Annotated in this window: 14 protein-coding genes; 7 read left to right on the forward strand and 7 right to left on the reverse strand. The window is 61.6% G+C overall.

Annotated features, from left to right (window positions below; translation table 11 throughout):
* Position 1: 1 nt before the first annotated feature.
* From HHL26_RS13415 to HHL26_RS13430, 4 genes are all read right to left on the reverse strand, one after another.
* Positions 2–1,042 (reverse strand): rod shape-determining protein, encoded by a 1,041-nt coding sequence (locus HHL26_RS13415; protein ID WP_066555524.1) that lies wholly within the window; start codon positions 1,040–1,042, stop codon positions 2–4.
* A 114-nt stretch (positions 1,043–1,156) separates the two neighbouring features.
* A complete protein-coding gene (locus tag HHL26_RS13420) occupies positions 1,157–1,537 on the reverse strand; it encodes a TadE/TadG family type IV pilus assembly protein (protein ID WP_066555522.1) in 381 nt (126 codons plus the stop codon).
* Positions 1,534–1,992 (reverse strand): TadE/TadG family type IV pilus assembly protein, encoded by a 459-nt coding sequence (locus tag HHL26_RS13425; RefSeq protein WP_066555520.1) that lies wholly within the window; start codon positions 1,990–1,992, stop codon positions 1,534–1,536. The genes HHL26_RS13420 and HHL26_RS13425 overlap by 4 nt, the downstream gene beginning before the upstream one ends.
* A complete protein-coding gene (locus HHL26_RS13430) occupies positions 1,989–3,245 on the reverse strand; it encodes a pilus assembly protein TadG-related protein (RefSeq protein WP_066561465.1) in 1,257 nt (418 codons plus the stop codon). The genes HHL26_RS13425 and HHL26_RS13430 overlap by 4 nt, the downstream gene beginning before the upstream one ends.
* 579 nt (positions 3,246–3,824) lie before the next feature.
* On the opposite strand from HHL26_RS13430, the gene HHL26_RS13435 reads away from it, so the two are divergent.
* The 6 genes from HHL26_RS13435 to HHL26_RS13460 are packed head-to-tail and all read left to right on the forward strand — an operon-like array spanning position 3,825 to position 8,739.
* The gene (locus HHL26_RS13435; protein ID WP_066561463.1) at positions 3,825–4,694 is read left to right on the forward strand and encodes a cytochrome c oxidase subunit II; all 870 of its coding nucleotides are present in this window, start codon (positions 3,825–3,827) and stop codon (positions 4,692–4,694) included.
* The gene (locus HHL26_RS13440) at positions 4,694–6,412 is read left to right on the forward strand and encodes a cbb3-type cytochrome c oxidase subunit I (protein WP_066555519.1); all 1,719 of its coding nucleotides are present in this window, start codon (positions 4,694–4,696) and stop codon (positions 6,410–6,412) included. Before HHL26_RS13435 ends, HHL26_RS13440 begins: the two co-directional genes overlap by 1 nt.
* The gene (locus HHL26_RS13445) at positions 6,409–6,981 is read left to right on the forward strand and encodes a cytochrome c oxidase subunit 3 (protein ID WP_066555517.1); all 573 of its coding nucleotides are present in this window, start codon (positions 6,409–6,411) and stop codon (positions 6,979–6,981) included. The genes HHL26_RS13440 and HHL26_RS13445 overlap by 4 nt, the downstream gene beginning before the upstream one ends.
* Positions 6,982–6,993: 12 nt before the next feature.
* Positions 6,994–7,710, forward strand: a complete 717-nt coding sequence (locus HHL26_RS13450) for a heme-copper oxidase subunit III family protein (protein WP_066555516.1) — start codon at positions 6,994–6,996, stop codon at positions 7,708–7,710.
* Positions 7,711–7,719: 9 nt separating this feature from the next.
* Entirely contained in the window at positions 7,720–8,061 is a 342-nt protein-coding gene (locus tag HHL26_RS13455; protein ID WP_066555514.1) for a cytochrome C oxidase subunit IV family protein, read from the forward strand.
* 3 nt (positions 8,062–8,064) lie between these two features.
* Positions 8,065–8,739, forward strand: a complete 675-nt coding sequence (locus tag HHL26_RS13460; RefSeq protein WP_066555511.1) for a cytochrome c family protein — start codon at positions 8,065–8,067, stop codon at positions 8,737–8,739.
* Positions 8,740–8,832: 93 nt separating this feature from the next.
* On the opposite strand, the gene HHL26_RS13465 is transcribed toward HHL26_RS13460, so the two are convergent.
* Positions 8,833–9,069, reverse strand: coding sequence for a hypothetical protein (locus tag HHL26_RS13465; protein ID WP_066555510.1), 237 nt, complete (start codon positions 9,067–9,069; stop codon positions 8,833–8,835).
* A gap of 165 nt (positions 9,070–9,234) precedes the next feature.
* Between HHL26_RS13465 and HHL26_RS13470 the strand changes: the two genes are divergently transcribed.
* A complete protein-coding gene (locus tag HHL26_RS13470) occupies positions 9,235–11,565 on the forward strand; it encodes an arylsulfatase (RefSeq protein ID WP_066555509.1) in 2,331 nt (776 codons plus the stop codon).
* A 53-nt stretch (positions 11,566–11,618) separates the two neighbouring features.
* On the opposite strand, the gene HHL26_RS13475 is transcribed toward HHL26_RS13470, so the two are convergent.
* Together HHL26_RS13475 and HHL26_RS13480 are read right to left on the reverse strand one after the other, a co-directional pair.
* On the reverse strand, positions 11,619–12,317 hold the full coding sequence (locus HHL26_RS13475; protein ID WP_066561460.1) for a TetR/AcrR family transcriptional regulator: 699 nt from the start codon (positions 12,315–12,317) through the stop codon (positions 11,619–11,621).
* A 102-nt stretch (positions 12,318–12,419) separates the two neighbouring features.
* Complete coding sequence (locus tag HHL26_RS13480) at positions 12,420–14,039, reverse strand: Na+/H+ antiporter (protein WP_240962443.1); 1,620 nt, start codon at positions 14,037–14,039, stop codon at positions 12,420–12,422.
* Positions 14,040–14,204: the final 165 nt, after the last annotated feature.

Here is a 14,204-nt window from a genome sequence, read left to right on the forward strand (position 1 = left end):
ATCAGGAAACCGTCAAAACGCCGTCGTAAGCGCGGTCTTCCAGTGCCCTGCCCGCGCCCATCGCCACGCAGATCAGCGGATTGTCCGCGACCGTGACCGGCAGGCCCGTCGCCTCGGACAGCGCTTCATCAAGGCGCTGGAGCAGCGCGCCGCCACCAGTCAGGGTAATCCCTTCCTCGATGATATCGGCCGACAGTTCCGGAGCGGTCTGTTCCAGCGCGGTCATCACCGCCATCTTGATCTGGCCGACCGGCTCGGAGAGAGCGTCGACGATCTCCGCCTCGCTGATCGTCATTTCCGCCGGGCGGCCATTGACCAGATCCCGGCCCTTCACGATCATGCGGCGGCCTTCGTCCTGAGGGGGGGTCGCCGCGCCCAGCTCGCACTTCACGCGCTCCGACGTGGCCTCACCGATCATGAGGTTGTGGGTGCGGCGGATGTGGGAGGCGATGGCTTCGTCCAGCCGGTCGCCGCCGACGCGCGCCGAATTGCTGTAGGCGATGCCGCGCAGGGAGAGGACCGCCACCTCCGTCGTGCCGCCGCCGATGTCGACCACCATCGCGCCGCGCGGTTCGGTGACGGGCAGGCCCGCGCCGATCGCCGCGGCCATGGGTTCCTCGATAAGCTGGACCCTGTAGGCGCCGGCGTTCGACGCGGCATCGCGCAATGCGCGGCGTTCCACCATGGTGGAGCCCGTGGGCACGCAGATCACCACCTCATGGCGGCGGCCGAAGCGATTGGCGCCGTTCAGCGCCTTGTCGATGAAATGCTTGATCATCTGTTCGGCCACATCGATGTCCGCGATCACGCCGTCGCGTAGAGGGCGGATCGCCTGGATGCCATTGGGCGTCTTGCCCATCATCAGCTTGGCCTGGTTGCCGACGACCTTGACCTTGCGGATGCCGTCCCGCGTCTCGATCGCGATGACCGAGGGTTCGTTGAGTACGATGCCGCGATCACGCACATAGATGACCGTGTTGACGGTGCCCAGATCGATGGCCATGTCGCAGGCGGACGAGGAAAAGAAGCGCGGCAGTTTCATCGATTTGGCGGACAATCTGTACTGGGGGTGCGGGACGGCTCCCCCTGCAGAGTCGCCTTGCCCAGCAGAAGGGCGCTGCGACAGCCCGTCCGGTAAGTGAGGCCAGTTGAGCCGTTAATAGGATCGGCGGGTATAGCTGATCGACAGTGACGGCGTCTGGTATACGATGAAATTCAGCGGCCGGGAATAGGTCATGGTGATTTCCTTATAGGGAACGCCATATTGAGTCCCGGTTACAATGGTCGGATCGTTGGTATAGGCCGGATCCAGCCCGAATTCGCGGCTCTTCACCTTGGCGATGATGTCGGTGTCGGAAGGCGTGGGAAAGATGCTGGCAAAGCGCGCGCCCTCATCCACCGCATGTTGCAAGCCGGTGCGCGCGCAGGCGATAATGCCGAGCTGGAGCGCGCCCATCAACAGCATGATGAAAGGAGGCACGGCAAGGACGAATTCGATCGCCGCCGCCCCGCGCTCGTCTCGCGCCAGCCGGATCATTGCAGGCGCACCGATGCCGAACCGGTGAGCGCGATTCCCTGGGCCGACCAATTGCTGCTGGGTGCGAGTTTGGCGAACATCGGCGTATAGGTCCCTGAAATGGTGATCGCTACATAGCGCTTCATCTGCTGAGTCGCGGTGCAGTAATCCGGCGTGGTTTGCGCCGTGCTGTCGCAAATCAGCGTGGGTGTGACGGTGACGTTATTCGTCGAAACACCGGCGGCTGAAGCGGCATCCGCCTTTAAATTGCTATAATTGTTGGAGGATGTGGTGCTGTATCCGCCCGCAGTCGCCATCTGCGCCGCACGCTCGGCCGCACGCTGGAGCGTGATCTTCGCCTTGAACGCCATGGCGACATCCCCCGCCATGAAGGTCAGCAGGACGAGAACGGGCATGATGATCGCCAGTTCGACCGTACTGTTGGCGGTTGGATCGGTGAAAAGCGGCTTCATCATCCCACCAGCCTCACCATTGTCGCGGTGATTGGATCGACTCCCGTGTTGGTGCATTGGTTGACGATATTGCTGTTGCCGATGAAGGTGACACGCTTGCTGACCATCTTCACACAGGTGGTGGTCATGCCCGACGTGCCGCTGAACGACATCGCCTGGCCGGGAAAATAGAAGGCGCCTTGCAGGACGGAACTCGCATTGCCGTTGATCGTGTTGGTTCCCGAATCCAGCGCGCGCCGGTCTTGGTAGAAGAGGACGCCATGATAGGGGTTGGTCGTGTCCGTCGGCGCCGTCAGATTGAGCGTTGCGCCGCCATTGATGTTGACAGTCGAAATCTGGCTGGGGTTGTTGGCCGCGTTGCCGCTGGTCAGGATGATGGTGACGCCGGTGCCATTGACCACCGCCTGCGACCCGATGTCGAAGGTCGTGCTGTCGATGAAATAGGTGCCGGGCGCCATGTTGAGCGTGCCCTTGACGTCGAAATTCTTGAAGCAACCTGGCGTGATGGACTTGCTGTTGTTGGGCTGAACATTGGCATTGCCATTGCAGCCTGACAAATCCGACGCAGTGGGCGTGGGCAGCGACGCATAGGGATCCTGCACCGGTATGCTGTAGGGCAGCAACGTGGTCGGCGAGACATAGTTGGAACTGGACGACAGCCCACCCACCGCCGCGACCGGGGTGGCCGTCACCGTGCTGCTGCCGCCTGCCGTGACGGCGTTCGACGCGCGCGAATTGGTGGCCATGCCGCAGCCCAGATTGACCGTGGCGTTGCCTTGGAGCGTGATGCCGACCGCACTCGTCTTTTCTAGCGAAACGACGCAATAGTTGCCGCTGCCCACGACGGCCGCAGTCGCTTCGCCATAGATGACCGGTGTCCTTACCCTCAATATCTTCGAAAAGGGCAGCTCCGCCGAGGTTTGCAGCACCACCCGCACCGCTCGGGCATCTCCGGCGAAAGCACCAGCGGTGGGCGCGTTTTCGATCGTCGGCGTTTGCGACAGGGTAATCAGCGACAAACGGCTGATGTCGGAGGTCGCGCTGTCCGAAGCGCTGAAGCCCTGCGCCACCGCATAGGCTCCGGCAAGCGCGGCGCTATCCGCCTGACGCTGAACCTGCCGCTTCCACAGGGTCCATTGCACCGTGTCAGTCGCCAGGCCCGCCGCGCCGACCAATATGGGCATGGAGGCAGCCGCCATCATCAGGACATTGCCCGTCCTGTCCCGCAGCAAACGCCCGATCGATCTGCCGAACATTTCCATTCCCTTCCTGCGCGCGGGGCAACAGCCCGGATCACAGGCGGGATTTTAAATATTGTGGGTTAATGAAATATTATTATCTAACATAAATTAGCTATACTTTAAAGTATATAACTTTAGATATATCAGCATTATTTATTATGACACTTCGATATCGAAGAAGATATTTGAATATATTTGGGAATTTTTCAAGTAAAATGAAAAATAGCCAAAAGTGATATTGCAACGAGGGATTCCAGCTTACTGCATGTGAAGGTTCGATCTCGCGAAGAGAAATGGATGGTGAGTTGATCTCATTTCCGTCATCCCGGCGAAAGCTGGGATATCAGGCGATAGCGCACAGCTTGACCTCACGAGAACCCAGCTTTCTCTGGGATGACGATATTATCGGGATTATCAAGGTCCGCCCCTGCCAATTGCGCCCGCCCCATATCCGCAAAGCGGCCTGCCACGTCCTCCCTTCTCTCAACCGCTTCCCCCATCGACATTTTTTCTATAGGTTGTGCCTGCGGTCATTACCGAGACGACTCGAAAATGCCGGAACGGCGGCGAGCGTCCTATGTGGGGAGAGGGCTTGTGCCGGTTGCGGTAGCCATCGCCATGCTTGTGGTCGGGTCGGTTGCCTTTCACCTGTTCAGTCCCTGGTGGCGCACCCCCATCGCATCCAATTGGGGATCGATCGATTCCGCGCTCGACGTGACGCTGTGGATTTGCGCTGCGGCTTTTGTCGGGTTGAACCTGTTCCTGGCCTGGGCGATCGTGAAATATCGCCATCGCGCGGGGCATCGGGCGCATTATGAGCCGGAGAACAGTTCGCTCGAAAAGCGGCTGACGATCTGGACCGCCATCGGCATTGCCGGAATGCTGGCGCCGGGGCTGGCCGCTTGGGGCAAATATGTGTCCGTGCCCAAGGAAGCCACCGTCATCGAAGCGGTCGGACAGCAATGGCAATGGTCATTCCGCTATCCGGGGCCGGATGGAGTGCTGGGCGCTGCGGGGGTCAAATATATCACGCCCGACAATGGCTTGGGACTCGACCCGCTCGATCCCTATGGGCGTGACGATATATTGGTGGAAAGCGGCGACCTACATCTGCCCGTCGGCAAGCCGGTGAAGATCGTGCTGCGGTCTAAGGATGTGTTGCACGATTTCTATGTGCCGGAATTCCGCGCCAAGATGGACCTGGTGCCAGGCATCGTCACCTATTTCTGGCTGACCCCGACCAAGACCGGCACGTTCGACATTCTCTGCGCTGAGCTGTGCGGCACGGGGCATCATGCGATGCGCGGCAAGGTGGTCGTGGAGTCGCCCAAGGCCTTTGCGGCGTGGCAGGCCCAGCAGACGAGTTTCGCGCAAATTCTGGCCGACGCGCCGCCTGCGGCCATGTCGATCCTGATCATCAAGGCTAACGCCTGTATCGTGCCCGCCTCCTGGAGCATTCGCTGATGGCTACCACTTTGGCTGACGACCTGCGCCCGCTGCATCATCCGCATAGCTGGGTCACCAAATATGTCTGGAGCCAGGATCACAAGGTCATCGCCATCCAATATAGCGTGACCGCCATCTCCATCGGGCTGGTGGCGCTGTTGCTGTCGGCGCTGATGCGGTTGCAACTGGGCTTTCCCGGCGCTTTTCCAGCGATCCAGCCCGACAATTATCTGCAATTCGTGTCAATGCACGGCATGATCATGGTCGTCTATCTGCTGACCGCGCTGTTGCTGGGGGGCTTTGGCAATTATCTGATCCCGCTGATGGTCGGGGCGCGGGACATGGTGTTCCCCTTCGTCAACATGCTGAGCTACTGGTTCTATCTGCTGTCGGTGATCGTGCTGGTGGCGGGGTTCTTCGTACCGGGCGGGCCTACGGGCGCGGGCTGGACGCTCTATCCGCCGCAGGCGATCAGCGAGGGGACGCCGGGGCATCAATGGGGCATCGCGACCATGTTGGTGAGCCTCGCCATCTTCGTCGCGGCCTTCACCATGGGCGGGCTTAATTATGTGACCACGGTGTTGCAGGCGCGGACCAAGGGCATGACGCTGATGCGGATGCCGCTGTCGGTATGGGGGATTTTCACCGCGTCCGTCATGGGCCTGCTCGCCTTCCCGGCGTTGTTCGTCGCAGCCATCATGATGCTGTTCGACCATTTCGCCGGCACCAGCTTCTTCATGCCCACCATGCAGTCCATGGGGACGATCACCGACACGCAAGGCGGAAGTCCGCTCCTTTTCCAGCATCTCTTCTGGTTCTTCGGCCATCCCGAAGTCTATATCGTCGCCCTGCCCGCCTTCGGCATCGTGTCGGACCTGATCAGCGTCCATGCGCGGCGCAACATCTTCGGATACCGCATGATGGTCTGGGCTATCGTCATCATCGGGGCATTGAGTTTCCTCGTCTGGGCGCATCATATGTATGTGAGCGGCATGAACCCCTATTTCGGGTTCTTCTTCGCCACGTCGACGCTGATCATCGCCATTCCGACCGCGATCAAGGTCTATAACTGGCTGCTGACCCTGTGGCGCGGCGACATCCATCTGCGCGTGCCGATGCTGTTCGCCATCGCCTTCATCTTCACCTTCATCCATGGCGGGTTGTCGGGACTGTTCCTGGGCAATGTCAGTGTCGACGTGCCGTTGTCCGACACTTTCTTCGTCGTCGCGCATTTCCATATGGTGATGGGGGTGTCGCCGGTGCTGGTGATCTTCGGCGCCATCTATCACTGGTATCCCAAGATTTTCGGACGGATGTGGAATGACACTTTGGGGAAACTCCATTTCTGGATCACTTTCCTGGGCGTCTATGCGATTTTCCTGCCGATGCATTATCTCGGCATTTTGGGCGTGCCGCGCCGTTATTATGCGTTGGGCGAGACCGCCTTCATCCCGCCGTCCGTGCACCTGGCCAATGAATGGATCAGCATAGCGGCGCTGGTGGTGTTCGCCGCGCAGGGGCTGTTCTTCTTCAATATGATCTGGAGCCTGTTCCGGGGACCGAAGGCCGATCCCAATCCATGGGGTGCGGCCAGTCTGGAATGGCTGACCCCCGACACGCCGCCTGCCCATGGCAATTGGGGACCGAATCTGCCGGTCGTCTATCGCTGGGCCTATGATTACAGCGTACCGGGAGCGGAACGCGACTTCATTCCCCAGACGGAACCACGCGCATGAGCATTCTTGCGCGCCTTGCCGAGAAAAGCTGGGAGACGGGTCAACCGGTCGAGCGGGATCGCCCCTCTGCGGGAACGGTCGGGATGCTGGCCTATTTCGCCGTGGCCATGGTGATGTTTTCGCTGCTGGTGGCGACCTATCTGATGCGCATGGGCCTGCATGGCGGGATGGGGCATGGCAGCGACTGGAAGCCGATGCCCGATCCGCCATTGCTCTGGATCAATACTCTGGTGCTGGTGGCGAGCAGCATCGCGTGGGAGATGGCGCGACGGGAAAGGATGCTCCGCGCCGCGATGATGGGGGCCGCGCTGGGATTCCTGTTCCTCGCCGGGCAGTTGCTGCTGTGGAAACATTATCAGGCGGCGGGCTATTATCTGTCCGCCAATCCGGCCAATGCCTTTTTCTACCTGCTGACGGCGCTACATGGCCTCCACATAGTGGGCGGGCTGATTGCCGCCGGGCGCGCACTGGCGGCGGCGAATATGCGCAATATCGCCCTATGCGCCTTCTATTGGCATTTTCTGCTGATCATCTGGTTGGTTCTGGTCGCTTTGCTGCTGTCGACTTGAGGATGTATCGCCATGGTTCAAGGCATATCGGCCCAAACACTATCGGCCCAAACACTATCGGACAGAGAAGTCATCGCCCCTGCCCTGCGGGAGATCGCGGCCGACTGGTCCGCCGATCAGGAAGTCTTCCGCCATACCCATTGGGGCAAGGCGATGATGTGGATCTTCTTGCTCAGCGACACCTTCATCTTCTCCTGCTTCCTGACCAGCTATATGACGATGCGTTCGTCCGCCGTGCTGCCCTGGCCCAATACAGCAGAAGTGTTCGCGCTCAATATCGGCGGGCAGGACATCCCGCTGATCCTGATCGCGATCATGACCTTCGTGCTGATCAGTTCCAGCGGCACCATGGCGATGGCGGTCAATTTCGGCTATCGCCGCGACCGGCGGAAAACGGCGGCTCTTATGGTCCTGACCGCTTTGTTCGGCGCGACCTTCGTGGGGATGCAGGCCTTCGAATGGACCAAGCTGATCTTCGAGGAAGGCGTCCGCCCCTGGGGCAACCCAATGGGCGCGCCGCAATTTGGCGCCAGTTTCTTCATGATCACCGGCTTTCATGGCCTGCACGTGACCTGCGGCGTCATATTGCTGCTGATCATCGCGTCCAAGGTGGCGCGGGGCCATTATGAAAAGTCGGGCGATTATTCGGCGGTCGAGATCGCCGGGCTTTACTGGCATTTCGTCGATCTCGTCTGGGTGTTCATCTTCGCCTTTTTCTATCTGTGGTGAGGCAAATCCATGCAGGACAATCCGTCGTCAGCCGCCCATGAAGGCCAGCAGCATCCGATCAGCCTGTACCTCAAAGTGTGGGGTCTGCTGTTCCTGCTGAGCGCCATGTCCTATCTGGTCGATTATCTGCATGTGCAGGGGATCGTCCGCTGGACGCTGATCATTATCTTCATGTTGCTGAAGGCCGGGCTGATCGTGTCGATCTTCATGCACATGGCATGGGAGCGGCTGTCGCTGATCTATGCGATATTGGTGCCGCCGCTGGTGCTGCTGGTGCTGGTGCGGATCATGACGATCGAGGCGAACTACGCCTTCTGGACGCGCGCGATCTTCATGGGCGGAGGGGGTTGAGCCATGGGCCGGATGCGCGGGATGGCGGTGGGGCTGTGCGTCGCGGGGGCGGCGGTGACGCTGCTGGGGCTGGGATGGTTCAGCGACAAGCTCTACACCCAAAGCAGGCCGGGGGCACTGGCCTACAAACCGACGGACGACATGCCCCCGCGCGTCGACATGGCCTCGATCCAGCGCGACTGGCCCGCCAGCTTTACGGAAGCTGGCGAAGGCAGCCGGGTGATCGCCTATCACCGGGACATGCGGGGCAAGACGCCGGCGCCTGTGGAGGGCAGCGGCGGTGCGACGGTGGCTCCGCCGCCCGATCTGGGCGCCTTGCTCGCCGGTGCGGATGCGGGCGCGGGGAAGCAGAAGGTGCAACTATGCATGAGTTGTCATGACTTCACCCAGGGCGGCCCCAATCGCATCGGGCCGAACCTGTGGGGCGTGGTCGGGCGGCCAGTGGCAAGCCATGGGGGCTTTGCCTATTCGCCCGCCATGCAGGCGCATAAGGGCAATTGGAGTTACGAGAATCTGTTCGCCTTCCTAGCCTCGCCGGGGCGGGACGTGCCGGGGACGAAGATGAGCTTCGCCGGGCTGCGCAAGCCGGAAGATCGGGCGGCGGTGATCAAATATCTTGCCACTTTGGGATCGGGCGCGCCGCCTTTGCCTCAGCCCAAGGCGATCGCGGCCCGATGATAAGAGCAAGGAACCGCAGTATATTTCTCCTCGTCATACTGAAACAAGTTCAGGGTGACGGTTGGGGATAGAATTGGCTTTCCCCCAATCAGCTCAAGACCGCCGCCAGTCTTCCTCGACCAGATAGCGGCTGAGAAATGTCGATCCCTGCCGGGCCGCCGTCCTGGCGATATGTCGACGGATGTCATTGTCGCTGGACGACCCCAAGACGGCGCGAAAGGCGTCCATGGCCTTGGCCGTGGGTTCGCGTTTCAGGTCGACATAGGGCTGAAAAATATCTCCGAGCGCCTGCTCCCAGGCTTTCTCGATCTGGAGTAGCCGCTTTTCCATGGCTCGCCTCGCTGCGCAACATATTGCACCCCGGAATATGGTGTCGCGGGCGGCTTGCGACAAGGGCAATCTCTGCGCATGACGCTTGACTTCAATCACCTGCGTTAATATAAAATATGCACTGCTGTGAAATATTTTTGCGCCCAGCCGCGACAAGGAGTGGCCATGCCGTACGCCCGCTCATCGGCCGCACTTTTCCGGACGGCGATCTCCGCGCTGCCCCTGCTGGCGCTCACCCCGCTGCCCGCCGCCGCGCAGGATACGCCTGCGCAGAAGATCTATGGCCGGACGCCCGCCGAATCCTCCCCGCCCGTCTGGCCGCAGCCGGTGCGCGCGGCCAAGGGCGCGCCCAATATCCTGCTGATCATGACCGACGATGTGGGCTTCGGGTCCAGCAGCACCTTCGGCGGGCCAGTACCGACGCCGACCTTCGACGCGCTGGCGAAGGCCGGGCTGCGCTACAACCAGTTCAATACCACCGCCATCTGCTCGCCCACGCGGGCCTCTCTGCTGACGGGACGCAATCCGCAGGCGGTTGGCATGGGCTATGTCGCCAATTGGGCTACGGGCTATGACGGTTATAACAGCGTCATTCCCAAGAGCGCCGGGACGGTGGCGCAGATATTGAAGGAAAATGGCTATAATACCGCGATGATCGGCAAGGGGCACATCACCCCCGAATGGGAAATGAGCCGCGCGGGGCCGTTCGATCGCTGGCCGACGGGGCTGGGCTTTGAATATTTCTACGGTTTCCTTGGCGCCGACAGCAGCATGGCGGAGCCCAATCTGGTCGAAAATACGAGTCCCGTCTCCCCGCCCGCCGAACCCGATTATCATCTGGAGCGGGACTTGGCCGATCATGCCATGGATTGGATCGACAGCCAGCACGCCGCCGCGCCCGACAAGCCCTTCCTGCTCTATTATGCCACCGGCACCGCCCATGCGCCCAACCAGCCGCCCGCCGATTGGCTGGCGAAATTCCGGGGCAAGTTCGATGCCGGCTGGGATGTGCTGCGCGCCGAAACTGTGGCGCGGCAAAAGAGGCTGGGCGTCATTCCGCCGGGCACCGACGACGCGCCGCATCCGGGCACGCTGCCGCGCTGGGATAGCCTGACGCCCGATCAGAAGCGGCTTTATGCCCGTTATATGGAGGCTTATGCGGCTTCGCTTGCCTATGCGGATGCGCAAATCGGACGGGTGATCCAGAAACTGCGCGACAATGGCGAGTTGGACAATACGCTCATCTTCTACATTCAGGGCGACAATGGCGCGAGCGCGGAGGGCAGTTTCGACGGCAAGCTGTTCGAGCAATCGGCACTGAGCGGAGTCAAGGAAGACCCGGCCTATGCGCTCGCCCATATTGACGAGATCGGCACGAAGACCGCTTATAATCTGATGCCGGGCGGCTGGGGCTGGGCGATGAACGCGCCCTTCCCCTGGGCCAAGCGCTATGGATCGCATTTCGGCGGCACGCGCAACGGCATGGTGATGGCCTGGCCGGGGCATATCAAGGATGCGGGTGGCCTGCGCAGCCAGTTCCATCATGTCAGCGACATCATGCCGACCGTGCTGGAAGCGGCGGGCGTGAAGGCGCCGGAGATATTGGACGGCGTGCCGCAGCAGCCGATCACCGGGATCAGCATGGGCTATAGCTTTCGGGCCAAGGACGCGCCCTCCCATCGTACGATGCAGGTGTCCGCGATGGCGCAGAATTTGAGCATCTACAAGGATGGTTGGGTCGCCGCGACCGCGCCGATGGTGACGCCCTGGGAGCGGACCCCGCCCAAGCCCGTGCCGCTGGATGAGCGGACCTGGCAGCTTTACGATGTCCGCAGCGATTTCAGCGAGGCACATGATGTTGCGGCGGAGAATCCTCAAAAGCTGGAGGCCTTGAAGGAGCAGTTCTGGGCGGAGGCTGCGCTGTCCAACATGCTGCCGATCCATGGCAGCGAGGGTGGACAGAAGGGACGGCCCGATCCCAATGAGGGGCGGACGCTGTTTAGCTATAGCGCGCCGGTCGGTCATGTTCCGGAGAGCGCAGCGCCCGCCTTGGTGGGGCGGTCCTTTGCGGTGACGGCCAAGATCAACCTACCGGCGGAGCGGGGCAAAGGCGTCCTTGTGGCGCAGGGCGGGCGTTTTGGCGGGTATAGCCTGTTCTTCGATCGGGGGCGGATCGCGTTTACCTATAATCTGACGCCGGCGCATATGACGCGGATCGTGGCCCCCTCTGCGGTGGCGGCTGGCGCGCATGTGGTCGGGCTGGACTTTACGATGGACAAGAATGTGCCGACCAGTGGAGCCGATGTGACGCTGACGGTCGATGGCAAGGCGGTGGCGCAGGGACGGGTCGAGCGCACCTTTGCGCAGGTGGTGTCGCATACCGAAGATTTCGATGTGGGGATGGACCTGGTGAGCCCGGTCGATCCTGCAGCTTATGACAGTGCGGGAAGCCGGTTCAATGGGGCGTTGGAAAGGGTTGAAGTGAGGGTGAGATAATGTGCTTAATCTCCCCTCTCCTCCGTTCGGGCTGAGCTTGGGAGATGCCTTTTCTAGCTTGATCCGGCGAACCAATCTTCCACCGAAGCGGGTACGCCCTCTCCTTCCCCCGAGGGAGCAAGCAGATTGGCGCGCGCCGTCATCATCACGTCACGCACATGTTGCGCCAGCGGCACCGATCGATCCTCCAGCGCGCCATGGTCCCAGCGGACCAGCACGCATTGCAGCATCATGTTGCACAACAGGATGCGGTTGCGGGCAATGTCGGGATGCACATGCCCGGCCAGCGCCGTCAGATGCCCCATCAGACGCAGCAGGTTCGGCGCCCTGTCGCGGGTCTGGGCAAACAACGCCGGAGTGAGCGACCAATATTGCGTCGCATAGTGCAGCATGAAGGCGGCATAGGGATGACGCCCGCGATCATCGATCAGGCGCAACTGCGGCAGGAACAATATGCCGAGCAGCGCCAGCGGATCGTCGATCCTGCCCTGTCCCTCCAGCCTGTCCAGCATCTCGCCGCGCGTGCCGTCCATCTGTTCGGCCCGGGCGGCGAAGATGGCGGCGAGCAGCCCGTCCTTCGATCCGAAATAATAGGTCACGGCATTGGTGTCGCCGCATTGGGCGGCAGCGGCGATTTCGCGCATCGAGACGGCGTCGATGCCGCGCTCCGCGAACAGCGCTTCGGCCGCCTGGATCAGCCGTGAAGCGGCGGGGACGGAGTGACGTTTACGGGGAGTGGGTCGGTTCGTCATGAGCGCGCGAAGCATAGAGCGAAGTGGAGGCAAAAACAGCGCCTGACATAAATATCGCGCCGACCCAGAGGACGACCTAAACCAACGCAGAAAGTTCGAGCATCAGGCCTTGGCTGACAGGGCGCTCAATTCCTCCAGATCGAGATCGCGTTCCAGTTCCTGAAGCGTATGTTCGTCAATCTCTCCCGTGCGGTGAAGGCGCAGCAACTCCGCCCGCCCGGCGGCGATGGCTTTCAGCACCAGGTCGAAATGGGCGTGGAGCCTGTCCGAAAACTCCTCCTCCTGCCCCGCATAGCTGACCGAGAGTTCGGCGTGACGCTGATAGCGTTCGAGCAGACGCGGGTGGAGCAGCGTACCTTCCGCATCATAGGCGTGGACTTCGACGATGCGGACCTGCGCCTGGGCCATAGCGGCTTCGGCCTCGCTCATGGTCATGCGCGGGCGATCGCTTTCCGATTCGGGCAGCTTCACCATGCGGATCACCGCGCCCAATGTCGTGCCTTGCAGCAGGACAGTGCCGATGATGACGGCGAAGGCCGTGGTCAGGATGAAGTCGCGGCCGGGAAAACCCTCCGGCACGCTGAGCGCCACCGCCAGCGTCACCACGCCGCGCATCCCGGCCCAGCCCAGCACCGTGGCCGAACGCGGACCGAGCGGTTTGTAGCCGCATATGCCCATCGCCCTCAGCCCAGCGATCACGGCATCCGAACCGAATACCCAGACGAACCGCGCAACGATGAGCGTGGCGAGGATCGCGAGGATGGGCAGCGTCATTTCGTCCAGCACCACGCCCAAGCCGCCCACACGCTCGATCACGCCGCGCAGCGACGATCCGATGAGGAGGAACACGAACGCCTCCATCAGGAAGATCATCACCGCCCAAAAGGCCGTGCCGTTCATCCGCACCATCGCGGGGAAGACGACATGCTGATACCAGCCGCAGATGAGGCCGGTCGTGACCGTCGCAATCACGCCGGAAACATGGACGGATTCGGCCAGGAGATAGGATGCCCAAGGCGCCAGCAGCGATGAGGCGATCATCAGATATTTGTCGTCCAGCCGCTTGACCGTCAGCACCCAGAGCGCGCCGATGACGGCACCGATCAATGCGCCGCCCGCCGCCAGCATGACGAAGCTTTGCAGCGCATCGACCATACTGAACGCGCCGGTCACGCCCGCCGTTATGGCGAAGCGGAAGAGGACAAGGCCGCTGGCGTCGTTGAACAGGCTCTCCCCTTCCAGCAGGATCGACAGACGGCGCGGCAGATGGACCCGCTGCAACACCGCGCGGGCCGACACGGCGTCGGGCGGCGAGACGATGGCGCCGAGCGCCGCGCAGGCTGCCCAGGGAAGGCCGGGCACCAGCCAGTGCGCCACCGCCGCGACGACCGCCGTGGTGAAGATCACCGCGCCCACGGCCAGCGCGACAATGCCGAACATATGCCTTTGAAGGTGCCGTAGCGCGATGAACCAGGCGCCGTCCATCAGCAGCGGCGGCAGGAAGATCACCAGCACCAGTTGCGGGTCGAGCGAGATCACCGGCAGGCCGGGCAGGAAGGCGAACAGCGCGCCCCCCGCCAGCAGGGCGACCGCAGGCGGCAGGCCCAGCTTGTTCGCGGCATAATGCAGGACGATGATCGCCAGCAGCATGACGATCACCAATTCGAACAACTGCATTGGGTGCATAAGGCCTTCCCCCGCCGGTTCCGTGTCGTGGCCCATATGACATGAAAATCCTTTCGGCCGACGACGAAAATGCCAGCCACGCCGACAGTTTCAAGAGGGCGGCCTTGACCCTACGGAATTCCCCGAAAATCATGTCGAAAACAGGGACGTCGACCGTCGACTACCGATGCGGATTTCATGATTACCAAATATTTTCAATAG

The organism is Sphingobium sp. TB-6 (genome assembly GCF_012927365.1).
Taxonomy (GTDB): domain Bacteria; phylum Pseudomonadota; class Alphaproteobacteria; order Sphingomonadales; family Sphingomonadaceae; genus Sphingobium.